The following is a 23,562-nucleotide window of genomic DNA, read 5'->3' as shown; positions in this document are numbered from 1 at the left end:
GGCCGCTGATTATTCCCTGTGGGAACGAGCCTGCTCGCGATGAGTCCCTTAAAGCTTGAGTTGTCCTATGGCCCTGCTCAACTCCCCGGCCAACGCCGCCAGGTCATTGCTGGTTGTTGCCGAATTGACGGTCTGCCGCACCGTGTTCTCGGTGACATCGCGAATGCTCACCACCGCCCGATTCATCTCCTCCGCCACCTGACTCTGCTGCTCGGCCGCCACCGCGATCTGCGTATTGCTTTCACGCATTTGCGCCACCGCGCCGGTGATTTCCGCCAGCGCCGCGCCCGCTTCCTGCGCCTGTTGCACGCAGTCGTCGGCCTTGAACGAGCTCTCCTGCATGAAGTCCACGGCATCCCGGGTACCGGCCTGCAGCGCGGACACCATCACGGTGATTTCGTCGGTGGAGGTCTGCACGCGTTTGGCCAGGTTGCGTACCTCATCGGCGACCACGGCAAATCCTCGACCCATTTCACCGGCACGGGCCGCCTCAATCGCAGCGTTCAACGCCAGCAGGTTGGTCTGCTCGGCAATGCTGTGAATCACATTGACCACACCATTGATTTTTTGACTGTCCTCGGCCAGGCGCTGAATCATTTCGGCGGTCTGCTGCACCCCGGTCGACAACCCGGCAATCGACTTCTGCACGCGCATCACTACTTCATGCCCGCTGCCGGCCAGGGTGTCGGCCGATTGCGAGAGGTCACGGGTGGCGCCCGCGTGCTGGGCGATGTGGTAGACGGTGGCGGTCATTTCATTGATTGCCGTGGCGGCCTGATCGGTTTCGCTTTGCTGACCGAGCATGCCCTGGCGCACGTCATTCATGCTCGACGCCAGCTGCGCGGCGCCGTCATCCAGTTGCCGGGCGGTATTGGCGACGGTGTTGACCACCCGTTGATAGCCGGCCTGCATGGCGTTGAAGGCATTGGCCATTTGCCCGACTTCGTCGCTGCACGCCAGTGGGACGCGGGCCGAGAGGTCGCCGGTTTTTTCGACGTGGAGCATCACGTCTTTCAAGGTGTTGAGCTGGCTGAGCAGGAAGCGGATCAGCAGTTGCGAAGCACCGAGCATCGCCAGCATCAGGATGAACACGGCGACCGCGTAGTTGGCAAAACGCTCGCTGAACACTTGGCTGAGGCTCGGGCCATGGGCAATCACCGCGACTTGTTGGCCGTCGGCGCGGGTGAATACCTCGGCGCCTATGAGCAGGTTGTCACCGAACAAGGGCATGCTGTCGATCTCGACCCAGCCCTTGGCATCGGTCAGTTCCAGCACAGGCTGCTCGTTGAGCAGCGGGGCACGACCGTGATCGGAGATCAGGACATTGTCCGCTTTCGGGAGTGGCTGCCCCATGGGCCAGGCACTGAGCAATCGTGCCTGGGCCTGGGCCGATGCCTGGGCGGTCTGAATCCGGGCTTGCTGTTCGAGCTGCACGGCGTACAGCACCAGCAGCAGCGTGGTGACGAAGGCGACGGCATTCACCGCCCAGAATTTGTATTTCAGCGAGATATTGCTAAGCCAGGCACCCATGGAGGTTTTCTCTGATAGCGGAAACAGCATTGGCAAGGTGCCAGTATTGTGCCGCTATGCAGCCTGACGAATGTTGACATGCGTCAATGGGCCACCCTTTACCCTGTGGGCAAACTTGTTCCCACAGGAGGTGTGTTTTATTCCGGGATGGAAGGCAGACCATAGAACGCCCGCGCACAGGCGGTCGTGTGGGCGGCCACATCTTCCAGGCTCTCTGCGCGATGCAACGCCACTTCGCGCAGCACTTCGGTCAGGTAGGCCGGTTCATTGCGACCGTTCTTCGGCTTGGGTCGCAGGCTGCGTGGCAGCAGATAGGGGGCATCGCTTTCCAGCATCAGGCGCCCGCGCTTGATCTCTTTCACCAGCGGATGCAAATGAGTGCCTCGGCGTTCGTCGCAGATCCAGCCAGTGATACCGATGTGCAAGTCCAGGTCGAGGTAACTGAACAGCGCCTTGCGTTCGCCGGTGAAGCAATGCACCACGGCGGCGGGTAGTTGATCGCGGAAGTCGCGCAGGATGTCCAGCAAACGCTGGCTGGCGTCGCGCTCGTGAAGGAACACGGGCAATTGCAATTCGACTGCCAGCGCCAGATGCTCCTCGAGGACTTTTTCCTGCTGCGGGCGCGGAGAGAAGTCGCGATTGAAGTCCAGTCCGCATTCGCCCACGGCAACCACGTTCGGTTCCTTGAGCAAGCTGCGCAGACGCCGGGCGCTGTCTGCATTCCAGTCGCTGGCCGAATGGGGGTGAATACCGGCGGTGGCGAACAGCCGTTGAGCGCTTTCATCCAGTTGTTGGCACAACTCCAGCGCCTGTTCGCTACCCTCGACGCTGGTGCCGGTGAGCACCAATTGGCAGACGCCGGCGGCGTAGGCGCGGTCGAGTACAGCCCGGTGTTTGTCGGCGAAACTGGGGTTGGTCAGGTTGACGCCGATATCGATGAGTTGCATGGTGCTACCTCGGACCAAAGGCCGGAAAGCATATCAGAGCTGTCGATTTATAAGAAAAGCCAAGAACTACAACGAGTTAAAGCTGTCTTTTGATGCTGCGAGCCAGGAGGGAGTGGTTAGTGTGCTATCACTGTGCCAGTCTTTCGCCCGTTGCCAGCGCTTCAGGCGCTCTGTTTTTTTCGTTTGATTTCATGAAAAAACTCATGGGATCAACCCGAATTCTTTCCGGAGAGTGGATGAAGCGTTCCTCGGTTTTGCTACTGCTGTGTTGTTCGCTGCTACTGCCGATGCCGGCGGTTGCGCGTCTGCCCGGGCCGCTGCAAGCCGCTCCGGCGGGCAAGGCGCGTGATCTGACGGAAATCCGCAGCAGTCGCGTCCTGCGGGTGCTGGTCAACCAGAGCCGCAACAGCTCCGGCGAAGTCCAGGGCCAGGCCATCGGCGTCGAGTACCATCGCTTGCGCGCCTTCGAGCAATACCTCAATGGGTATGCCCGTGACGGTCAGGGCATCACCCTGAAGATCATTCCCAAAGCCAAGGATCAATTGCTCGGCGCGTTGCAGCGTGGGGAAGGGGATCTGGTGGCTCCAGGGGAACTGCTCGATATGCAAGCGGGTCAAGCCGTCAGCACCAGTGAACCGATTGCCAGCGGCATTCCGCTGGTATTGGTCGGCAGAAAGGGCGAGCGCAGCTACACCCGTCTCGAACAACTCTCGGGTAAAACCCTGGCCTTGCCCACCGGCAGCGCCGCCGGGGACGCCATCAGCCAGATCAATCAGAAACTCGCCTTGCACAAACTGCCGCCAGTGAAGATCGAATGGGTCGATCCGACCCTGGCGGTCGAGGATGTGCTGGAAATGATTCAGGGCGGGATTTTTCACCTGACCATCGTCGAACAACCGATCGCCGAACGTTGGGGCAAAATTCTGCCGAAGTTGCGTTTCGATCGTCAGGTGCACATCAGCAATCCGGGGGAGGAGTTCTGGTTCGTGCGCCGCGATGCGTCGATGTTGCGGGCCAGCATCGATCGCTTCCTGACCACTTACAAGAAGCCGTCGGACCAGGATGTCGCTTTCCTGCGGATTTATCGGCGCCTGTATCAAGTGCACGATCCATTGGCCAAGGCTCACCGGCAGCGCCTGGAACAGCTGCGACCGGTGCTGCAGAAACACGCGGATGCCCAAGGCATCGACTGGCTGAACCTGGCGGCACTGGCGTTCAAGGAGTCCGCCTTGCAGCCCTCGTCTCGAGGTGGTGGCGGGCCGACGGGCCTGATGCAGATCACCCCGTCCGCGGCTCAGCGGGTAGGGGTCAACAATATTCAGGATCTGGATGCGAACGTGCAGGCCAGCGCCAAGTACCTGGCGATGATTCGCCGCAAGTTCTTCTCCAGCCCGAAACTCAACGAACGTGAGCGCATGGCGTTCGTGCTCGCGGCCTACAACATAGGGCCGGAGCGGGTCCAGGGGATGCGCGCCGAGGCACGGCGTCGAGGGTTGAATCCGAATCAATGGTTTTTTCAGGTTGAACGCATCGCCATGGAGCAGGTGGGGATGGGACCTGTCAGCTATGTTAATAGTGTGAACAAGTATTACTTGGCGTTCGATCGGGAGCGGGAGTCGTTGGAGCCCCAGGGGCAGAAGGTTGCCCTACGAAAGTGATCGAATAAACTGATTGTTATGGCGGATTTTTTGCGCTTTTAACATGAAATTTACTGATTAATATAGCGGCCAACCCACCCATACTCTCTAAGGATGACGCAGCATGAGCACACTGATTAACAAGGTTCTGTCTACCCGCGCTGGCTACGGCCTGACCGTTCTGCGAATTTTTGTCGGCATCATCTTCGCTGCCCATGGCTCGCAGAAACTCTTCGGCGCGTTTGGCGGCTATGGCCTGGCCGGCACTGCACAGTACATGGAAAGCATCGGCCTGGCGCCGGGCTATCTGATGGCGACACTGGCGGGTGGCACTGAGTTTTTCGCCGGCCTGGCCTTGATCATCGGGTTGCTGGTTCGTCCGGCGGCACTGGGCCTGACTTTTCTGTCGCTGGTCGCCATCTTCTCGGTGCACATCCACAACGGTCTGTTTATGGCGAACAACGGTTATGAGTTCGCCCTGGCGTTGTTGGGTGGCAGCATCGCCGTGATGATCGAAGGTGCCGGCAAGCTGTCAGCCGACCGCGCCATCGCCGGCTGACCGCTCTGGCTCAACGAATGAGGCCCGCTTCGAGCGGGCCTTTTTGTTGCGCGTCATTCTTGACACTGTCCGGTCAGCTTCAATAGGATGTTGCCCATGCGCCGATTTAAACAGCTACTTGCGGGGCGCCAGGTGACTCATTGAGTTGCTGATAGAAGCTTGAAACAGGCTTCGAAATACCGCTAAAGCGCTGGTTCGGTGTTGCCTCTCACCTGCCATGCAGACTTTTGAGGCAGAGACACGACACGATGAATGCACTAAGCCCCGTTGTACGCCCCGCGCCGATCACGGCACATCTCACCCAGCGCAATCCAAAAATCCTGCTTGGCGGTAAACACCAGCCAACGCTCTTGCGTTATCTCGATGGCTGGCCACGCCGTACCGGTGGGCCCGCAGCGTTTCTGATCCAGTTCGTCGAAGACGGAGAGTCCCTGGCCCGGTTTGCCAGCGACAGTTTCGATCTGGCGGTGATTCAATCGCCCAGCGCCGCCGAGGCGGTCGAAGTGATCAGGCAGCTGACCCGTGTGGCTCGCCAAGGACTTATCACCCGTCGCTGAAACTCAGAGTGTTAAAACGATTCCCCGGCGTCCAGTCTGGCGAGCAGGGCCTGGCCCCGTTGCCAGAGCGCCTGCTGCTTGGCGTCAGGCATGCGTTCGAGGTTTTTGTAAACCATGGCCATGCGTTGATTACCGCGCAGCAGGTCGCGATGACGCATCAGAAAATGCCAGTAGAGCGAGTTGAAGGGGCAGGCATCCTCGCTTGTGCTTTCACTCACCTTGTACACGCAGTCACGGCAGTAGTCAGACATGCGTTTTATGTACTGTCCGCTGGCGCAGTAAGGTTTCGAGCCCAGATATCCGCCATCGGCGTGCATCACCATGCCCAGTGTATTGGGGAGCTCGACCCAATCGAAGGCATCCATGTAGATCGCCAGGTACCAGTCGCAAACCTGGCTCGGGGCCACGCCGGCGATCAGCGCAAAGTTGCCCGTAACCATCAGCCTCTGGATGTGATGGGCATAGGCCAGTTCCAGGCTTTGGCCGATTGCCTGGCGCATGCAGTTCATTTGTGTGTCGCCGGTCCAGTAGAACGCCGGCAACGGCCTGCTGTTGCCGAACAGGTTGCCATCGGCGTAGTCCGGCATTTTCAGCCAGTAAACGCCACGCACGTATTCACGCCAGCCGATCAGTTGCCGGATAAACCCTTCGGCCGCATTCAGCGCAATGCTGCCTGACCAATAGGCGGCCTCCACATCACTGCACAGTTGGCGCAGGTCCAACAGGCCGATATTGAGCGCGGCGCTGATGCGGGCATGGAACAGAAAGGGTTCGTCGCTGGCCATGGCATCCTGATAGTCGCCGAAGGCGGCCAGGCCATAGTCTAGAAAGTAGTCCCACAGCACCTGTGCCTCGGCGTGGGTCACGGGATAGTCGAAGCTATCCAGGGAACCGTAGTGGTGAGAGAAATGCTTGCCCACCAGTGCCATCACGTCTCGGGTGATCGAGTCTGCGCCAAAGCGTGCCGGGTACGGCGGTTTCACGCCTTTGGGCAAGGCCTTGCGGTTTTCTGCATCAAAGTTCCAGGCGCCGCCCACCGGCGTGCCATCGCCATTGATCAACAGGCCACTCTTGCGCCGCATTACCCGGTAGAAAAATTCCATGCGCAGCTGCTTTTTGCCGTTCGCCCACGCCGAGAATTCGTCACGGGAACAGAGAAAGCGTGTATCGGCATGCCACTGAATCGGTAGCCCGCCATCCTTGAGCGACTGCTCCAGACGCCAGTCACCGCACTCGGTCAGGTGCAGTTCGCGCGGCTGCAACAGTGACTGCCAGCGCCGTAGCTCGCCGGGCACTGATCCGGTGTTGTGCGGATCATCGAGGGCAACGTATTGCACATGGATGCCACGCTGGCGCAACGCCTCGGCAAAATGGCGCATGGCACTGAAGACGAGCGTGATTTTTTGCGGGTGATGAGGGACATGGCTGGCTTCCTCCATCACCTCTACCAGCAACACGGCATCGAGCTTGCTATCCAGCCCTTTCAATGAGGCCAGATCAAACGATAACTGGTCGCCCAGCACCAGGCACAGCCGACGGGTGTTTTTCATGAGGCAGGGGCCGGGGTCACAGGTTCACCAGGGCGCAGCCAGTGAAAAAGGAATGCGCATCGACTCGATGGGGCCTTCACGCACGCCGCACATCTCATCGTGGACACATTGCTGCACCAGCACGCAGGGAAAGGGCGGGACAAGCTGCAGCATTTCACGCAGATGACTGACAGAGCGCAGGTGCATCGGCTTCGCTGCATCATCCAGCAGGGTGAACTGGCCGTGATCCAGCCTGACGCGAGCCAGATAAAAACCGCCCTCCAGCGACAGCAGCTCCAGTTCGCGGACTTCACGCTTCAAGGCCCGCTCGGTCAACGCTTGCAGATTCAAGGTGCACTCCTTGCCTACCCGGGTAGGCGTTCGCCGTCAAAAGCAAAGAAACTGCCGCTATCGGCGCCCAATCAGTTGCAGGAACTCCTGGCGCGTCGTGTAGCCGTTGCACAGGTATTGCATCGCTTTGGCTGCGCGCCTGGGTGTGTCCAGCAGTCCTTCGCGCTCAGGGTTCTCGCCGACGCCGACGAGAATTTCACGGTAGTGCTCGGCTAATGATGGGTTCACGTTGATTTTTCTCAGCCATACGGCCTTCAGGAAAGGGACACCCCTGGAGCAGGGGAGTGCTGGTCACTCAAGGTTTTACGCGGGTTTGGTCAAAGCCCTGTGGCCCAAATCCCCAGGCCGGCTGCTCGCCAGCTCCAGAGCGTGGCGTCCAGGCCCGTCATCCAGGGGCCATCGGCGAATCTGGCATGAAGGGAGGACTGCATTTGCTCGACAGTGAACCCCAGGGCCTTTGCGTCAAACGCTTCGTCACTGATGTCAACAAACAGCAGTCGGGCGTTAATCGCGCGTCGGCTCAGGAACCTGATTTCCCGAGCGCAGAGCGGGCATTCACCGTCAAAGTACAGTGTGAGTGGCCATGGCTGTTTGTTATACATGTCATAACTACTTGTATAGGTTTTGTATAAGATAGGCCGAAAAAAACCGACTGACAATGGTCGTCACTCTTCTCCGTGTCATTGGCTCCCGGTGTGGGCCGTATAAGCGACACGCAACCTGCATGGCCAGGAGCGTCTAAGGTTCATCCCTGATGCGGTTTACCTGAATGCAGCTGGCTGAAGTTATGATACGAACGCGCCGGGATGCTGGCGTCTTCGCTGTGAACCTGTGGACAGGGCGCTACACAATCGTGCCCGGATAACCGTAAGTGAGAGGCCCGTCTTGAGCACCAACATCATCACGAAGGAAGGTCATGAGGCTTTGAAGCAGGAGCTTGATTTCCTTTGGCGAGAAAAACGCCCGGACACGACACGCAAGGTCACCTGGGCGGCATCGCTCGGCGACCGCAGTGAGAACGCGGATTATCAGTACAACAAAAAGCTGCTTCGGGAAATCGATCGGCGCGTCCGTTACCTTCGCAAACGGCTCGAGGATGTAAGGGTTGTCGAGTATTCACCCGAACAGGACGGAAGGGTGTTTTTCGGGGCCTGGGTCGAGATCGAAAACGAGGCCGGGGATATCAAGAAATTCCGGGTCGTGGGGTATGACGAGATCTACGGTCGCAACGATTACATCTCGATAGATTCCCCCATGGCCCGTGCGCTGTTGAAGAAAGAGGTGGGGGACGAGGCCGTTGTGCAGACACCCAGTGGAGAAGTGCTGTGGTGGATCAACGGGATTTCATACCGAAAACAGGATGAAACACTCGGATAACGGCATCGTCATGGGGTGGAGGAGGGTTGATGGATCAACCCTCGCGCAGGACTGTCAGGGGGCTGGCGTTCAAGGCGCGACGGGTGCCGAACACGCCGGCGCCGCCGATCAGCACGGCTCCGATCAGTGGCAGCAGCAACAGCCATGGGTGCGGATGCCAGGGCAGGTCAAAGGCGAACCGGTAGAGCACCAGGCTCACGACTTCCGACCCCAGCGCGGCCAGTAATCCGCTGACGGCGCCCAGCAAACCAAATTCGATCCGCCGCGCCTTGACCAGCAACTGGCGTTCCGCCCCCAGTGCCCGCAGCAGCGCGCCCTGACGAATGCGTTCATCCAGCGTCGCCTGCAGGCCGGAAAACAACACCGCCATGCCAGCCGCCAGCACGAACAACAACACGTATTCCACCGCCAGGGTGACTTGGGCGAGGATGCTGCGCAGTTGCTCCAGCAACGCTTCGACCTGCAGGATCGTCACCGCTGGAAAGCTGCGGGACAGATCGACAATCTGCTGATCGTGGCCCGCTGACAGATAGAAGCTGGTCAGATAGGTCGCCGGCAGATCCTTGAGGGTGCCGGGCTGGAAGATCATGAAGAAATTCGGCTGGAAGTTGTCCCAGTTGATTTCCCGCAGGCTGGTGACCTTCGCCTCGCGGTTGACCCCGCCGACGCTGAATACCATGTGGTCGCCGAGCTTGAGCTTCAGGCTTTCGGCGACCTTGCCTTCGACCGATACGCCAGGCACCTCGTCCGGAATCTGGTCTTGCCACCAGTTGCCCGCGGTGAGTTTGTTGCCCGCCGGCAGGTCCGCCGCCCAGGTCAGGCTCAGGTCACGCTGGATCGCCCGATCACCGGCCGAATCCTTGCTGACGATTTGCTGCACCGGTTCACCGTTGATGCTGATCAGCCGCCCTGGCACCACCGGGTAAAGGGGCGCCGATTGCGCCGACAGTGAGATCAGGCGATCGGTAAAGGCCTGTTTATCCGCGGGCAGGATGTTCAGCGCGAAATAATTCGGTGCATTTTTGGGTAACTGGTTTTGCCAGGTGTCCAGCAATTCGCCGCGAAGTAGCGCGATCAACGCCATCGACAGCAGGATCAAGCCGAACGCGAGGGACTGGCCTGCGGCCGCCAGCGGATGACGCAGCAATTGGCCCAGACCGAGGCGCCACGGCAGGGAGGCTCGGGCGAGCATGCGTCGCAGGCTTTTCAGCAGCAGTAACAGCAGGCCACCCAACACCAGCGCGGCGATCATACCGCCGCCCAACAGGGCGAACGTCAGCAGCAGATCCAGGCTCAGGCGCCACATGATCAGGCCCAGTGCAGCCAACGCGGCGCCATAAACCATCCAGGTACTGGACGGAATGGGCAGCATGTCGCGGCGCAGCACCCGCAACGGTGGCACCCGGCCCAGCGCCGCCAATGGCGGCAAGGCAAACCCGGCCAATGCCACCAGCCCGGTACCGATTCCGGCAAAGGCCGGGAACAGGCCGCCCGGTGGCACGTCGCTGGGCAACAAGTCGTGCAGCAAGGCAAATAACCCCAGTTGCGCCAGCCAGCCGATCGCGGCGCCGCTGATGCTCGCGAGCAATCCGAGTACGGTCAATTGCAAACTGAACAGCATCATGGTTTCGCGCCGGGACAGGCCCAGGCAGCGCAGCAGCGCGCTGGCATCGAAGCGGCGGGTGGCGAAGCGTGTCGCTGACAATGCCACCGCCACGCCGGCGAGCAAGACCGCCACCAGACTGGCCATGTTCAGATAACGTTCGGCCTTGCCGAGCGCACCGCCGATCTGCCGGTTGCCATCGCGGGCATCCTGGATGCGCTGGTTGGCTGCCAGGCCAGGCTTGATCAGTTGGCGATAGGTTTCCAGTGCCCGGGCATTGCCACGCCAGAGTTCGCGATAACTGACCCGACTGCCCGGCTGCACCACGCCGGTTGCCGCAAGGTCGTCGAGATTGATCAGCACCCGTGGCGTCAGGCTGTAGAAGTTGCCGGCACGGTCGGGTTCATAGGTCAGCACCCGCGCCAGGGTCAGGGTTTTCATGCCGACATCGATGCTGTCGCCGATCTTCAAATCCAATGCAGTCAGCAATCGTGCTTCGACCCAGGCTTCGCCGGGTTTCGGCCCGCCACCGGACGTTTCCGGGGCGAATGGGGCTGGGGCGCTTTTCAGTTCGCCGCGCAATGGGTAGACACTATCCGCAGCCTTGATACTCGACAGCTGAATGCCGTTGTCGGTGGCGATGACGCTGGAAAACTCCACCACTTGCGCATGTTCGAGGCCCAGATCGGTGCCGCTTCTTATCTGCTCCGGGCGCGCCGGTGAGCTGCCTTCGAGCAGCAGGTCGGCGCCGAGAAACTCGGTGGCGCGCAGCATCATGGCGCCGTTCAGGCGGGCACCGAAATAACCGATGGCCGTACTCGCGGCCACGGCCACCACCAAGGCGAAAAACAATACGCGCAATTCGCCGGCGCGGGCGTCGCGCGTTAATTGGCGAATGGCGAGGCTGAACAGGCGCACAAACGGCAGGCGTGCCATCAAGGCTCCAGGGGGGCGACCAGCAGGCCGGCTTCGAGGCGGATCAGGCGCCGGCAACGGTGTGCCAGGCGTTCGTCGTGGGTCACCAGCACCAGGGTCGTGCCGCGTTCCTTGTTGAGTTCGAACAGCAAGTCGCTGATGCGCTCGCCGGTGTGGCTGTCGAGGTTGCCGGTGGGTTCATCGGCAAACAGCACGTCCGGTTCGGCGGCAAATGCACGGGCAATCGCCACGCGCTGCTGTTCGCCACCGGAGAGCTGGCGTGGCGAATGGGTGAGACGCTGGCCAAGGCCCACGCGCTCGAGCAATTCGGTGGCGCGTTCGCGGGCATCTTTGCGGCCGTCGAGTTCCAGCGGCAACATGACGTTTTCCAGGGCATTGAGGCTGTCGAGCAACTGAAAAGACTGGAAGACGAAACCCACGTGTTCGGCGCGAATGCGGGCGCGCTGGTCTTCGTCGAGGTGGCTCAGGCTTTGCCCGGCGAGGGTGACTTCACCACTGCTCGGCAGGTCGAGTCCGGCGAGCAGGCCGAGGAGGGTGGATTTGCCGGAGCCGGAGGCGCCGACGATGGCCAGGCTGTCACCCTTGTTCAGTTCCAGGCTGAGTTCATGCAGGATAGTCAGTTCACCTTCCGCGCTGGGGACCACTTTGCTGAGGTTCTTCGCGGTGAGAATGCTTGCGCCCATGGAGAATCCGATGCGTGTGTGGTTTTTGAGTGCTGGCCTGGCCTTGATGTGCATGGCCCAGAACGCAGCGGCGGGTACAGTCCTGATCGTTGGCGATAGTATCAGCGCCGGTTTCGGCCTGGATACCCGGGTGGGGTGGGTGTCGTTGCTTGAACAGCGGCTCAAGCGCGAAGGTTTCGACGACAAGGTGTTCAATGCGTCCATCAGCGGCGACACCAGTGCTGGAGGCCAGGCGCGCCTGCCAGCGCTGCTTGCAGAGCATAAACCGGAGTTGGTGATCCTCGAACTTGGGGGTAACGATGGCCTGCGCGGAATGCCGCCCACTCAATTGCAACAAAATCTTGCCTCAATGATCGACAGCTCCCGTGCCAGCGGTGCCAAGGTGCTGTTGCTCGGCATGCAGTTGCCGCCCAATTATGGCAAGCGTTACACCGATGCCTTCGCCGAGGTCTACAGCAATCTGGCCACCGAGAAAAACATCCCGCTGGTACCGTTTTTCCTCGACGGCGTGGGCGGTCATCCGGACTTGATGCAGGCCGACGGCATACACCCGGCAGCCGGGGCCCAGGACAAGTTGCTGGAGAATGTCTGGCCTACCCTAAAACCGCTGTTATGACTCTTTTCTAGGCGCGGGCTTTCGGCTAAGGTGGCGCCCCCGATTTGGAGCCCCCGATGCCGCGTCCCGCCTGGTCACTTTTTGCCTATCAACTGATCGAGCCTGACGAACAGCTGGATCTGTTCGCCTGCCAGGAAGTGCGGGTGCATCTGGTGACGCGTCAGCTGGAGTTGGGCGGCTCGGCGGACCGTACCTTGTGCGGCAGCCTGTTGCCGGCGCAGCCACGCTGGTCGAGTGTCGATCGCCGGGTGTTTCAGGACCAGCGCCTGTGCTCGTTGTGCCGGGCGATTCTCGAGTCGCAAAAGCGCGGCACCTCGCCGATCTGGCCAGAGCTGCGGTTCGAGCTGTAAATCATCAACGATAGCAAGCTATCGGCCAGCTCCCCGAAATAACGGGCGTCAGTGTACAATCGCGTCCTTATACCCTCTGTTGATCATGCGAAGGATTTTCCGGATGTTGCCGCGCTTTCCTGCCGTCACCCGCTGCCTGACACTTGCCGCCCTCTGTGTGGCGGGTCCTGTTGCAGCATTGGAGCTGCCACTACCACCGCCCGGTGAAGATATCGTCGGCCAGGTGCAAGTCATCAAGGCCAAGTACGAAGACACCTTCGCCGACCTTGGTACCACCTACGACCTGGGCTACACGGAAATGGTCGCGGCCAACCCGGGCGTCGACGCCTGGCTGCCGGGGGCCGGTACCGAAGTCATCCTGCCGACCCGTTTCATCCTGCCGCCGGGTCCGCGTGAAGGCATTGTGATCAACCTGGCCGAATACCGCCTCTACTACTACCCGAAAGGCAAGAATGTGGTGTACACCTTCCCGCTGGGTATCGGGCGTGAGGGCTGGGGCTCACCCATCGCCCACACCACCATCACCGCGAAAACGCCTAACCCGACCTGGACGCCTCCAGCGTCGATCAAGGCTGAGCACGCCGCCGACGGTGATCCGTTGCCGAACGTGGTGCCGGCGGGCCCGGATAACCCGCTGGGGCCGTTCAAGTTCAGCCTGGGCACACCTGGCTACCTGATTCACGGCTCGAACAAGAAGTTCGGCATCGGCATGCGCACCAGCCACGGCTGCTTCCGCATGTTCAACAACAACGTGCTGGAAATGGCGAGCATGGTGCCGGTCGGTACGTCGGTGCGGATTATCAATGACCCGTACAAGTTCGGCGTCAGTGGCGGCAAGGTGTATCTCGAAGCGCACACCCCGCTGGATGACAATGGCAACCCGTCGGTGGTCGACAAGCACACGGCGGTCATCAACGCGATGCTCAAGCGTGAAGACATTACCAACAATCTGCGCATGAACTGGGATGTGGTGCGTGACGTCGTTGCTGCTGAAGACGGCCTGCCGGTGGAAATCGCCGTGCCGAGCACTTCCGCGCCGATGGTCACAAGCGCACCGCTCGACCCGATGCAGTAAGCCTGGAAAAGGACCCGCCGACGCAGGCCGCGTCGGCGGGTTTTTTATTGCTTGCGACAAACGCCGGGCAATAAAAAAGCCGACCCAAAAATGGGTCGGCTTGATAACAATCCCGAAGGATTATTACTTGCGGCTAGCTTTGTCCAGCATGCGCAGAGCACGCTCGTTAGCTTCGTCAGCAGTCTGTTGTGCTTTTTGAGCAGCAGCCAGAGCTTCATCAGCTTTACGGTAAGCTTCGTCTGCACGAGCCTGGGAGCGAGCTGCTGCGTCTTCAGTAGCAGTCAGACGTGCTTCGGTTTCTTTCGATGCGCTGCTGCAACCGGTAGCCAGAACTGCGGCCAGGGCCAGAGCAGAGAATTTCAGAACGTTGTTCATCGTGTTCCCCTTCAAGGACTTTCCATTAAATTAGCTATCTCCTCACAGTGAGGAATTAGCCGGCGTACATACTACCCATTACTTGTCGTAAGTAAACTGACGTAAAGCAAGAAGCCAAAAAAATTGTAGGCGTTGATTCTTTTTCGAGCAACTTTTAACTGCTCTGTTTAAAAAATATACAGCTGCAAAGCCCGAGCTGAGCGATCCAGTGAGAAAACGCTTACCGCTCTCGTAGCACTTTTCCTCTGTCTTGGCTGAAGAGTGTCTAGATGGATTCGTCTACACTTTTGTTCGGATCTTGGGTGGCGCCTCTCATATCTTTCTCTATCTTCAGGTGACTTTAACAAAGGGCGTTCGTCTTAAGTCTCAACATCCGGCAATGTTCAGGCTATCGACCTTGGGGCGATCTTCGGTCGAGCCAGCCCTGCGTCACCCGGAGCGGCACCCGCCAACCAGCATGATGACGAGTGTACCTTGAGCATTTTTGCCAATGGTGCCTACTATTTGTACGTGCTCGGTTGCGCGAGATCGGTGTAGCTCTTCTCGGTGTCCATTCAGGCACGGGGTGGCGTAGATGTTTCTTCGCCGGAAAAACATCGGTAAGGTAGGGGTCGGAATCCAAGACCCGCGAGGAGTAGTGATGAGCGAGGCGTTGTCCATCCACCATGACCAGGCTGGTCATCAGTTCGAGACCAATGTGGACGGTCATCGTGCCTACCTGACTTATATGGATCTGGGGAAACAGACCCTGGATATCTATCGCACCTTTGTGCCCAACGCATTGCGTGGTCGTGGCATCGCGGCGGCGCTGACCGAACAGGCGCTGCAGTACGCCGAGGAAATGGGCTACACCGTCATTCCATCGTGCTCCTACGTCGAGCGCTACATGGAGCGTCACCAGCGGCATGCCGCCAAGCTGAGCCAGTAAGCTTGAAAAAAACGAACGCATAAAAAAACGCCGGGTTCAGCCCGGCGTTTTTTTGTCTGCAGCCAATGGCGCGATCAGGTGCGATCGCGTTTAGGCAGCACATCCTTGAGCTTGGCGTGCATGCTGCGCAAGGTCGTTTCAGTGGCCGACCAGTCGATGCAGGCATCGGTGATCGAAACGCCATATTTCAGGTCGGCGAGGTCTTTCGGAATGGCCTGGCAACCCCAGTTCAGATGACTTTCGACCATCAGGCCAATGATCGACTTGTTGCCTTCGAGGATCTGGTTGGCGACGTTTTCCATCACCAGCGGTTGCAGGGCCGGGTCCTTGTTGGAGTTGGCGTGGCTGCAATCGACCATGATGTTCGGCTTGATCTTCGCTTTGTTCAGCGCCTGTTCGCAGAGGGCGACGCTGACCGAATCGTAGTTCGGCTTGCCGTTGCCACCGCGCAGGACCACGTGACCGTAGGCATTGCCCTTGGTGGTCACGATCGACACGCCACCTTCCTGGTTGATACCCAGGAAACGGTGCGGGCTGGAAACCGATTGCAAGGCGTTGATCGCCACGGTCAGGCCGCCATCGGTGCCGTTCTTGAAGCCGACGGCCGAGGACAGGCCGGAGGCCATTTCGCGGTGAGTCTGGGATTCTGTGGTGCGCGCGCCGATGGCCGACCAACTGATCAGGTCCTGCAAGTATTGCGGGGAGATCGGGTCGAGGGCTTCGGTGGCGGTAGGCAGGCCCATTTCGGCCAGGTCCAGCAGCAGTTGGCGACCAATGTGCAGACCGTCCTGGATCTTGAACGAGTCATCCAGGTACGGATCGTTGATCAGGCCTTTCCAGCCGACGGTGGTGCGTGGCTTCTCGAAATACACGCGCATGACCAGATACAGGGTATCGGACACTTCCGCGGCAAGTACCTTGAGGCGCTCGGCGTATTCGTGCGCTGCCTTGATGTCGTGGATCGAGCAAGGCCCGATGACCACGAACAGGCGATGGTCGGTGCCATCAAGAATATTGCGAATGACTTCGCGGCCCTTGGTGACGGTGCGCAGGGCGGCGTCGCTCAGGGGAATATCGCGCTTGAGCTGATCGGGGGTGATCAGAGTCTCGTTGGAGGCGACGTTTAGGTCGTTGATCGGTAAATCAGCCATCGTTTACTCGTCAGGTCACGGGTGCCGGCCGCCAGCGAACCCGCGCGGCGGAGCACAGCAAATTAAGCGCGTCGGGGAGCGGAACCTTAGCGCGTTACACCGTGGCTCGACAATGGGCAGGGGGCGGTTTAATCAAGCATTGATTGCGCAAATGCCCTGTGAACCGTGTCATCGGAGAACTCGTCGGCATGCTCCTGAACCCACTCGAGGGCCAGCGCCTGAACTTCCTGCAGGTCGTTGTGTGCGTCATGCTGGCGGCAGAGGCGCTCGATCTGGCATACCTGCTCGCCCATCCGGGCGCTGAACAAGGTCTGCTCGTCCACGAAGGCAATGCCCACCAGATAGCCATGTTTGCGTCGCAGGCACCAGGCCACGTAGCCTGAAATTCGCATGTCGGGGTTCAGGGTCGGCATGCGCACTTCCAGCGCCGTACCATGGCGCCAGGCGCGATGATAATTGCAAGCCATGCCCCCGAGGCTGGTAGTGTGCAATTGTTGCCGTGAAATACACTCAGGTGTCAGCAACGTTAATTCGACGGGCACTTCATCAGGATGAGGAATGAATCGTCCCATGAACACGGACTCCATGTGTCGGCCATCTGACAGTGTTTCCCCCAGTATAGTGGTCGAATTGGAACTGACCGATTTCGACGCCGACCAACGGCTGCTGACAATGAGCGGCGTATCGCTGGTCATTTTCACCAGCGTGGGCTGCTCCAGTTGTCGTTTTGCCCGTGAGCGATTGCCCTCTCTCGATCTGGCCGTCGATCGGCTGTGCTGGATCGACGCCGGGAACAATGGCGGGGTGGTTGAGCGTTATCAGGTCTTTCATTTGCCGGCGCTGTTTGTCGTGCGCGACGGTGAGTTCTTTGGAGCATTGAATTCGCGCCTGACGGGCAACGAGCTCAATCGAGCGGTGCGCAAGGCATTGAGTCGAACAGCAGAGGAGTTGCCATGATGGGGGCCGTTGCCAAGCCGACAATCGGCATTATCGGGACCGGTGCAATCGGCGGGTTCTACGGGGTGATGCTGGCGCGTGCCGGTTTCGATGTGCATTTCCTGCTGCGCAGCGAGTTTTCCGCAGTGGCCGAGCGTGGGCTGCACGTCGACAGTGCGCCCTACGGTGCCATGACGTTGAGTCCGGTTCAGGCTTATTCGACGGCCGAAGACATGCCGCCGTGCGACTGGCTGCTGGTCGGGACGAAAACCACCAGCAATGCGGACCTGGCCCCCGCCATTCTTCAAGCCGCAGCACCGAATGCCAAGGTATTGCTGCTGCAAAATGGCCTGGACGTCGAAGACAGCCTGCGTGAACGGCTTCCCGATTCGCTGCATGTGCTCGGTGGCCTCTGTTACATCTGCGTTCATCGCGAAGGTCCGGGCGTCATTACCCATCAGGCGCTCGGCGCGGTGCATATCGGCTTCCACAGCGGTCCCGCGACCGATGCGATGGCGCGTGCGGCGATTGTCGAGGAAGGTGTCGGACTGTTCCGTGCCGCCGGTATCGATTCCCAGGCGATGGCGAATCTGCATCAGGCGCGCTGGCAAAAACTGGTCTGGAATATTCCCTATAACGGTTTGTCGGTTTTACTGGGGGCGAGCACTACGCCGTTGATGGCCGATGCCGACAGTCGCGAGTTGATCAGGGCACTGATGGCCGAAGTGGTCCTGGGCGCCACCGCTTGCGGTCACGATATTCCGGCGGGCTATGCCGAACATTTGTTCATGGTCACCGAGAGAATGCCCGATTACTGGCCCAGCATGTATCACGACTTCCTGCACAAGCGCCCGCTGGAGCTGGCGGCCATTTACACCCGTCCGTTGGCGGCGGCCAAAGCGGCGGGGTGTGAGTTGCCGCGCATCGAGGCGTTGTATCGCAGTCTGAGTTTTATCGATCGACGCAACACCTGAGTCGATCAACCAATGGGGGAAGGGCATGCCAAAGGCAATTGACGACAAGCTGGTGCTGGCGATTTCCTCGCGAGCGTTGTTCGACCTGAGTGAAAGCCACAAGGTCTACCTGTCGAGTGGCGTCGAAGCTTACCGGCAGTATCAGATCGAACATGAAGACGAGATCCTCGAACCCGGCGATGCCTTCCCGCTGGTGCAAAAACTCCTCAATCTCAATGCCAGCCTCGGCCGTGCCCGGGTCGAGGTGATCCTGGTGTCGCGCAACAGTGCCGACACCGGGCTGCGGGTGTTCAACTCGATCCATCACTATGGACTGGCGATTTCCCGCGCAGCGTTTGTCGGGGGGCGTAGTCCCTATCCGTACCTCAAGGCATTTGGTTGCGATTTGTTTCTGTCGACCCATGCCGAAGACGTGCGCAATGCGCTGGACGCCGGCTTCGCGGCGGCGACCATTCTGTCGGGAGGCGCCAGCCGAGCGGCCAGCGATGAATTGCGCATCGCCTTTGACGGTGATGCGGTGCTGTTTTCCGACGAGTCGGAGCGCGTCTATCAGGCCGGTGGTCTGGAAGCATTCCAGGCCAGCGAACGCGAGGCGGCCCGCGAGCCGTTGCGCGGTGGGCCGTTCAAAGGCTTCCTCGCCGCCCTCAATCTGTTGCAGCGCGAGTTCCCGGACGATGCCTGTCCTATCCGCACGGCCCTGGTGACGGCGCGGTCGGCGCCGGCCCATGAACGGGTGATCCGCACCTTGCGCGAATGGGATATTCGCCTGGACGAATCGCTGTTTCTCGGCGGCCTGACCAAGTCGGCCTTTCTCGAGGCCTTCGCCGCCGACGTGTTTTTCGACGATCAGGCCGGTCATTGCGAACTGGCCCGCGAAGTCGTCGCCACCGGTCATGTCCCCCATGGCATAAGCAACGAGCAAAAGGTTTAAGCCCGCCGATCAACGTGTTGCGCGGGGCGTCGAACTCGCCACGGCACTGCTAAGCTGATTCAAGTCTGCGCCATGTTGGCACTCGAGGAGGTCATATGATTCATTCGATGCTGTATGCCACTGACCTCGGCCTGTACGCACCGCTAGTGATGCAGCATGCCTTGGCATTGGCACGGACCTTCAATGCCGATCTCTACGTGGTGCACGCGGTTGAACCCATGGGGCTGTTCGCTGAGTCGGTGCTACAGAGTTACCTCGATGAGCAAGCGTTGAACGAATTTCACAGTCAGGGCCTGAACACGGTCATTGCCAATATCGAGCAGCGGGTGCTCGACAGTTTTCGTGAAGAGTTGGGGGGGGAGGGCGCACAGGATCTGGAGCTGATTCGTGCCGTGCGGGTGCTGCAGGGCGATCCGTCGCAGGTGATTCTCGACCAGGCGCAGAAACTCTCGGTGGATTTGTTGATCCTAGGTAGCCACAGCCATGGGGCTGGCGCGGAAACGCCGCTGGGGCGGACCGCGGCGCGCGTCCTGCAACTGTCCCGGGTGCCGGTCTATCTGGTGCCGCTGGTGGAGCGCCGTCGCCAGGGGGATCGCTAGAGCATCAATAGTGGCAGTTTGATAAAAAAGTTCTAGATTTATTCTTCAAACCATTAATATAGTTATATAACGTCGCTGATGCCCGTGGCGTCTATCTGCTTTGAGGGATTCATATGAAGCTTCAACAATTGCGCTACATCTGGGAAGTGGCGCACCACGACCTCAACGTTTCCGCTACCGCCCAAAGCCTGTACACCTCGCAACCGGGCATCAGTAAACAGATCCGACTGCTGGAAGACGAATTGGGCGTCGAGGTCTTCGCCCGCAGTGGCAAGCACCTGACCCGCGTGACCCCGGCTGGCGAGCGCATCATTACCACGGCTGGCGAGATTCTGCGCAAGGTCGAAAGCATCAAGCAGATCGCCCAGGAATTCTCCAACGAGAAGAAAGGCACCCTGTCGATCGCCACCACCCACACCCAGGCGCGTTATGCGTTGCCGCCGGTGATCAGCAATTTCATCAAGCAATACCCGGACGTGGCCCTGCACATGCACCAGGGTTCGCCGATGCAGATCGCCGAAATGGCCGCTGACGGAACCGTGGATTTCGCCATTGCCACCGAAGCGCTGGAGCTGTTTGGCGACCTGGTAATGATGCCGTGCTATCGCTGGAACCGCTGCGTGGTCGTGCCTCAGGGACACCCGCTGACCAAGCTGTCGAAGCTGACCCTCGAAGCCCTGGCCGAATACCCGATCGTGACTTACGTGTTTGGTTTCACCGGCCGTTCGAAGCTCGACGAAGCCTTCAGCCATCGTGGCCTGACGCCGAAAGTGGTGTTCACTGCAGCCGACGCCGACGTGATCAAGACCTATGTCCGCCTCGGGCTGGGCGTGGGCATCGTGGCGAAAATGGCGGTCGACACCAAACTCGACAGCGACCTGGTGGTCCTCGACGCCAGCGAGCTGTTCGAATCCAGCATCACCAAGATTGGGTTCCGTCGCGGCACTTTCCTGCGTGGCTTCATGTGCGATTTCATCGAGAAGTTCGCTCCGCACCTGACTCGCGAAGTCATGGCCAAGGCCATCCAGTGCCACAACAAGCAGGAGCTGGAAGAGCTGTTCGACGGCGTCGAACTGCCGGTCCATTGATCAGTGGGCGCCGCTAGACCACTTCGGTGACAGCAAACTGTTGCCGGGTACCCGCCACCAGAATCTCCACTTCATCGCCCTCGAACTTGCCCAGCAGGCTTTTGCCCAGCGGCGAGCGCGGGGTGATGACCGTGATCAGTTGCCCCACCAGATCGACCTTCAGGCCTGCCGCATCAGGTGCCAGAAACAGCCATTGCTCGCGCCCCTTTTCGTCTTCAAGGCCGAGCAGTGCGCCGACCTCGATCCCGCGCTGCTCATCATAGGGGCGCAGTATCAGGTTCTGGCAAAGTGCCAGTGACTGCCTGATTTCCTCGACCCGTTTGGCCTGGCCGGCGGCCAGATAGGACGCCTCCAGTCCCAGCGTGTCGTACTTGTTCTCGGCGATGTTTTCTTCGTGGGTCGCAGTTTCGTAAGCGGTCTGCGCGGCGCGTTCCGCGATGTCGAGATCAATGCGCAACTTGTCGAGAATCAGTTGGTGGACAGTTTGTTTGTTCATGGTCAATCGCAGAATTGCAAAACGTTGGCGCGACTTTTTTCGCTCGGTGCGGTGTGGTCCTGTTGCAGCCAGAACTGGCACTTGGGATTCGACAGGTTGCGACTGCTGCTGCGAGCCTGATCGAGCCGTTGTGCTTGTTCGTTCTTGCGCAGGTTCTCTTCGTATTGCTCGAACAGCGGGCTCTGTGGCGGAATTTCCGGCACCGGTTGTGCCGCAGCAGGCGGGTTTGCCAGTTGCTGCACGGCCTGGGCCACGGGCGCCAATTGCTCGTTGAACAAAAAGCGTGAAGCAAGCCAGCAGGTCAGCGCGATGGCAATGAATCCCAGCCACAAACCGAGGGCGATGCTGCCGCTCAATTGCAGGGTGTTGAGCTGGATCGGCAAAGGGCGGCGCGGGTTGGGACGGTAGGGCATGGCTGCCTCCTGGCGGTGGTCGCGGGCGAGTGGCGATTGTCGCACGAAGATTAATCGCCGTCGGCTCTTCTGCGCGGGGTAATTTATGCGGACAATCGGGGCTTTTGCCAACGGGAGCCTGGAATGCCTGAAATGAAACCCCGCTGGGATATTTTTTGCACCGTCGTCGACAACTTCGGCGACATCGGCGTGACCTGGCGCCTGGCCCGGCAACTGGTTGCCGAGCATTCGCAGGCGGTGCGGTTGTGGGTCGATGATCTGCGCGCCTTCGAGCGCCTCTGCCCGGACATCGACATCCACGCCTCGCAGCAATGGCAGCAAGGTGTTGAGGTGCGGCAGTGGATGGCCGACTGGCAGCCCACAGAAGCCGCCGATGTGGTGATCGCCGCGTTCGCCTGCCAGTTGCCGGGTGCCTACATGGAGGCGATGGCCGAACGGGAAAAAACGCCGCTGTGGATGAACCTCGATTATTTGAGCGCCGAGGACTGGATCGTCGGCTGTCATGGCTTGCCGTCGGTGAAGTACAAGCAGGTGCAGAAGTTCTTTTTCTTCCCCGGGTTCCACAAGGGCACCGGTGGCTTGCTGCGTGAAAGCGATCTTCTTGAGCGGCGTGAGCAATTTCAACAGAGTCCGGCAGCGCAGCGACTTTTCCTTCAAGGGCTGGGGATCGATCGCGCACCCGGCGCGCAACTGATCTCGCTGTTCGCCTACGAAAATACCGGCCTGGCCAGTTGGCTCGATGCGCTGGCTGGCGACGTGACGCCCACGCATCTGTTGGTGCCGGAAGGGCGGATTCTCGGCGATGTCGAGCGTTGGCTCGGTGTGCAAGGGCTGGCGGCGGGTGCCGTGCATGTACGCGACGCCTTGACCGTGCAAGTGCTGCCGTTCGTCCGGCAGGACCAATACGACCCGTTGCTGTGGAGCTGCGATTTCAACGCCGTGCGCGGTGAGGACTCGTTTGTCCGCGCGCAGTGGGCGGGCCGACCGATGCTCTGGCACATCTATCAGCAGGACGAAGATATCCATCTGGACAAGCTGGAAGCCTTCCTCGCGCTCTATGTGAAGGGCCTTTCCGGGCCGGCTGGCGAGGCGATCAGCGGTCTCTGGCGGGCGTGGAACGCCGGTGAAATAATGACCGACCACTGGCAATCGACCCGCAAACACTGGCCAGAGCTGGAAAAACACGCCCAGGCGTGGTGTCTGGAACAAGCCTTGCAGGCTGATCTTGCCACGGCGCTGGTACAGTTTTATGTAAATTGGATATGATACGCGGCCTAGATTTTTGTAAATCCCATCCAAATTCGGATATTCGCAATGAAAACTGGTAAAGAACTCAAACCCGGTACCGTGATCCGTATCGACAACGATCCTTGGCTGGTTCAGAAAGCTGAATTCACCAAGTCGGGTCGTAACAGCGCGATCATGAAGACCAAGCTGAAAAACCTGCTGACCGGTTACAAGACCGAGACCGTTTACAGCGCCGACGACAAACTGGACGACGTGATCCTCGACCGCAAAGAAGCGACCCTGTCCTTCATCAGCGGCGACTCCTACACGTTCATGGACACCACCGACTACACCATGTACGAGCTGAACGCTGAAGACATCGAAAGCGTACTGCCGTTCATCGAAGAAGGCATGACCGACGTTTGCGAAGCCGTGTTCTTCGAAGGCCGTCTGGTTTCCGTAGAGCTGCCGACCACCATCGTGCGTCAGGTTGACTACACCGAAGGTTCCGCTCGCGGTGACACTTCCGGCAAGGTGATGAAGCCTGCCAAACTGAAGAACGGTACCGAGCTGTCGGTTGCTGACTTCATCGAAATCGGCGACATGATCGAGATCGATACCCGCGAAGGCGGTTCCTACAAAGGCCGTGCCAAATAAGCACAGCTTCAGGAATGAAAAAGCCCGACCATTGAGT

The 23,562-nt window shown here is 59.7% G+C and carries 26 protein-coding genes and 2 pseudogenes; 15 read left to right on the top strand and 13 right to left on the bottom strand.

Annotated elements, in window-relative coordinates; translation table 11 throughout:
• Positions 1-48 precede the first annotated feature (48 nt).
• Together ACX3YF_RS29680 and ACX3YF_RS29675 are read right to left on the bottom strand one after the other, a co-directional pair.
• Complete coding sequence (locus ACX3YF_RS29680) at positions 49-1,530, bottom strand: methyl-accepting chemotaxis protein (RefSeq protein ID WP_204149811.1); 1,482 nt, start codon at positions 1,528-1,530, stop codon at positions 49-51.
• 137 nt (positions 1,531-1,667) lie between these two features.
• Positions 1,668-2,477, bottom strand: coding sequence for a TatD family hydrolase (locus ACX3YF_RS29675; RefSeq protein ID WP_458974747.1), 810 nt, complete (start codon positions 2,475-2,477; stop codon positions 1,668-1,670).
• Positions 2,478-2,713: 236 nt separating this feature from the next.
• Here ACX3YF_RS29675 and ACX3YF_RS29670 point away from each other — a divergent pair, with 236 nt between their 5' ends.
• From ACX3YF_RS29670 to ACX3YF_RS29660, 3 genes are all read left to right on the top strand, one after another.
• Positions 2,714-4,135, top strand: a complete 1,422-nt coding sequence (locus tag ACX3YF_RS29670) for an MltF family protein (RefSeq protein WP_204149813.1) — start codon at positions 2,714-2,716, stop codon at positions 4,133-4,135.
• A 103-nt stretch (positions 4,136-4,238) separates the two neighbouring features.
• Positions 4,239-4,673, top strand: coding sequence for a DoxX family protein (locus ACX3YF_RS29665; RefSeq protein WP_047527135.1), 435 nt, complete (start codon positions 4,239-4,241; stop codon positions 4,671-4,673).
• A 248-nt stretch (positions 4,674-4,921) separates the two neighbouring features.
• Positions 4,922-5,230, top strand: a complete 309-nt coding sequence (locus ACX3YF_RS29660) for a class I SAM-dependent methyltransferase (protein ID WP_130210862.1) — start codon at positions 4,922-4,924, stop codon at positions 5,228-5,230.
• Between the two features lie 11 nt (positions 5,231-5,241).
• Here the strand turns inward: ACX3YF_RS29660 and ACX3YF_RS29655 are convergent, their stop codons facing one another.
• The 4 genes and pseudogenes from ACX3YF_RS29655 to ACX3YF_RS29640 form a co-directional block, all read right to left on the bottom strand.
• The gene (locus ACX3YF_RS29655) at positions 5,242-6,780 is read right to left on the bottom strand and encodes a cryptochrome/photolyase family protein (protein ID WP_204149814.1); all 1,539 of its coding nucleotides are present in this window, start codon (positions 6,778-6,780) and stop codon (positions 5,242-5,244) included.
• Between the two features lie 24 nt (positions 6,781-6,804).
• Positions 6,805-7,110 (bottom strand): DUF6482 family protein, encoded by a 306-nt coding sequence (locus tag ACX3YF_RS29650; RefSeq protein ID WP_130210858.1) that lies wholly within the window; start codon positions 7,108-7,110, stop codon positions 6,805-6,807.
• A 99-nt stretch (positions 7,111-7,209) separates the two neighbouring features.
• Positions 7,210-7,338: pseudogene (locus ACX3YF_RS29645) on the bottom strand (GTP cyclohydrolase I); the annotation flags it as partial.
• Positions 7,339-7,430: 92 nt separating this feature from the next.
• Positions 7,431-7,712, bottom strand: a pseudogene (locus ACX3YF_RS29640) (thiol-disulfide oxidoreductase DCC family protein); the annotation flags it as partial.
• Positions 7,713-7,995: 283 nt separating this feature from the next.
• On the opposite strand from ACX3YF_RS29640, the gene greB reads away from it, so the two are divergent.
• A complete protein-coding gene (greB, locus tag ACX3YF_RS29635; protein WP_458974746.1) occupies positions 7,996-8,487 on the top strand; it encodes a transcription elongation factor GreB in 492 nt (163 codons plus the stop codon).
• Positions 8,488-8,521: 34 nt separating this feature from the next.
• Here the strand turns inward: greB and ACX3YF_RS29630 are convergent, their stop codons facing one another.
• Positions 8,522-11,026 carry an ABC transporter permease gene (locus ACX3YF_RS29630; protein ID WP_458974745.1) on the bottom strand — a complete coding sequence of 835 codons (2,505 nt, stop codon included), beginning with the start codon at positions 11,024-11,026 and terminating at the stop codon, positions 8,522-8,524.
• Positions 11,026-11,709: an ABC transporter ATP-binding protein gene (locus tag ACX3YF_RS29625; protein WP_047527144.1), complete on the bottom strand. Its 684-nt coding sequence runs from the start codon at positions 11,707-11,709 to the stop codon at positions 11,026-11,028. The genes ACX3YF_RS29630 and ACX3YF_RS29625 overlap by 1 nt, the downstream gene beginning before the upstream one ends.
• A gap of 10 nt (positions 11,710-11,719) precedes the next feature.
• Between ACX3YF_RS29625 and ACX3YF_RS29620 the strand changes: the two genes are divergently transcribed.
• From ACX3YF_RS29620 to ACX3YF_RS29610, 3 genes are all read left to right on the top strand, one after another.
• Positions 11,720-12,325, top strand: a complete 606-nt coding sequence (locus tag ACX3YF_RS29620; RefSeq protein WP_103405318.1) for an arylesterase — start codon at positions 11,720-11,722, stop codon at positions 12,323-12,325.
• 56 nt (positions 12,326-12,381) lie between these two features.
• Complete coding sequence (locus tag ACX3YF_RS29615) at positions 12,382-12,675, top strand: hypothetical protein (RefSeq protein ID WP_003226812.1); 294 nt, start codon at positions 12,382-12,384, stop codon at positions 12,673-12,675.
• A gap of 103 nt (positions 12,676-12,778) precedes the next feature.
• Positions 12,779-13,750, top strand: coding sequence for a L,D-transpeptidase family protein (locus ACX3YF_RS29610; RefSeq protein ID WP_047527148.1), 972 nt, complete (start codon positions 12,779-12,781; stop codon positions 13,748-13,750).
• 123 nt (positions 13,751-13,873) lie between these two features.
• Here the strand turns inward: ACX3YF_RS29610 and oprI are convergent, their stop codons facing one another.
• On the bottom strand, positions 13,874-14,125 hold the full coding sequence (gene oprI / locus ACX3YF_RS29605; protein ID WP_003199355.1) for an outer membrane lipoprotei OprI: 252 nt from the start codon (positions 14,123-14,125) through the stop codon (positions 13,874-13,876).
• Between the two features lie 640 nt (positions 14,126-14,765).
• Here oprI and ACX3YF_RS29600 point away from each other — a divergent pair.
• Positions 14,766-15,053 carry a GNAT family N-acetyltransferase gene (locus ACX3YF_RS29600; RefSeq protein ID WP_020800382.1) on the top strand — a complete coding sequence of 96 codons (288 nt, stop codon included), beginning with the start codon at positions 14,766-14,768 and terminating at the stop codon, positions 15,051-15,053.
• Positions 15,054-15,127: 74 nt separating this feature from the next.
• Here the strand turns inward: ACX3YF_RS29600 and ACX3YF_RS29595 are convergent, their stop codons facing one another.
• A complete protein-coding gene (locus ACX3YF_RS29595; RefSeq protein ID WP_130210851.1) occupies positions 15,128-16,204 on the bottom strand; it encodes a 3-deoxy-7-phosphoheptulonate synthase in 1,077 nt (358 codons plus the stop codon).
• Between the two features lie 128 nt (positions 16,205-16,332).
• Positions 16,333-16,776 carry a PilZ domain-containing protein gene (locus tag ACX3YF_RS29590; protein ID WP_130210850.1) on the bottom strand — a complete coding sequence of 148 codons (444 nt, stop codon included), beginning with the start codon at positions 16,774-16,776 and terminating at the stop codon, positions 16,333-16,335.
• Between ACX3YF_RS29590 and ACX3YF_RS29585 the strand changes: the two genes are divergently transcribed.
• The 5 genes from ACX3YF_RS29585 to cysB all read left to right on the top strand — a co-directional run bounded on the left by ACX3YF_RS29585 (position 16,775) and on the right by cysB (position 20,732).
• Positions 16,775-17,161, top strand: coding sequence for a thioredoxin family protein (locus ACX3YF_RS29585; protein ID WP_130210849.1), 387 nt, complete (start codon positions 16,775-16,777; stop codon positions 17,159-17,161). The genes ACX3YF_RS29590 and ACX3YF_RS29585 overlap by 2 nt on opposite strands.
• Entirely contained in the window at positions 17,158-18,114 is a 957-nt protein-coding gene (locus ACX3YF_RS29580) for a putative 2-dehydropantoate 2-reductase (RefSeq protein ID WP_204149817.1), read from the top strand. The genes ACX3YF_RS29585 and ACX3YF_RS29580 overlap by 4 nt, the downstream gene beginning before the upstream one ends.
• 25 nt (positions 18,115-18,139) lie before the next feature.
• Complete coding sequence (locus ACX3YF_RS29575; RefSeq protein WP_103405343.1) at positions 18,140-19,045, top strand: 5'-nucleotidase; 906 nt, start codon at positions 18,140-18,142, stop codon at positions 19,043-19,045.
• A gap of 95 nt (positions 19,046-19,140) precedes the next feature.
• Entirely contained in the window at positions 19,141-19,644 is a 504-nt protein-coding gene (locus ACX3YF_RS29570; RefSeq protein ID WP_047527168.1) for a universal stress protein, read from the top strand.
• A 113-nt stretch (positions 19,645-19,757) separates the two neighbouring features.
• Entirely contained in the window at positions 19,758-20,732 is a 975-nt protein-coding gene (gene cysB / locus ACX3YF_RS29565) for an HTH-type transcriptional regulator CysB (protein WP_007899921.1), read from the top strand.
• A 13-nt stretch (positions 20,733-20,745) separates the two neighbouring features.
• Here the strand turns inward: cysB and ACX3YF_RS29560 are convergent, their stop codons facing one another.
• Entirely contained in the window at positions 20,746-21,228 is a 483-nt protein-coding gene (locus ACX3YF_RS29560) for a GreA/GreB family elongation factor (protein ID WP_130210846.1), read from the bottom strand.
• Positions 21,229-21,230: 2 nt separating this feature from the next.
• Positions 21,231-21,641, bottom strand: coding sequence for a hypothetical protein (locus ACX3YF_RS29555; RefSeq protein WP_130210844.1), 411 nt, complete (start codon positions 21,639-21,641; stop codon positions 21,231-21,233).
• A 123-nt stretch (positions 21,642-21,764) separates the two neighbouring features.
• Between ACX3YF_RS29555 and earP the strand changes: the two genes are divergently transcribed.
• Positions 21,765-22,907 (top strand): elongation factor P maturation arginine rhamnosyltransferase EarP, encoded by a 1,143-nt coding sequence (gene earP / locus ACX3YF_RS29550; RefSeq protein ID WP_130210843.1) that lies wholly within the window; start codon positions 21,765-21,767, stop codon positions 22,905-22,907.
• A 48-nt stretch (positions 22,908-22,955) separates the two neighbouring features.
• Positions 22,956-23,525 carry an elongation factor P gene (efp, locus tag ACX3YF_RS29545; RefSeq protein ID WP_008057003.1) on the top strand — a complete coding sequence of 190 codons (570 nt, stop codon included), beginning with the start codon at positions 22,956-22,958 and terminating at the stop codon, positions 23,523-23,525.
• Positions 23,526-23,562 lie beyond the last annotated feature (37 nt).

The organism is Pseudomonas fluorescens group sp. PF-69 (assembly GCF_054481235.1).
Note: the sequence above shows the minus strand (reverse complement) of the source record. Positions and strands in the feature narration are given on the sequence as shown.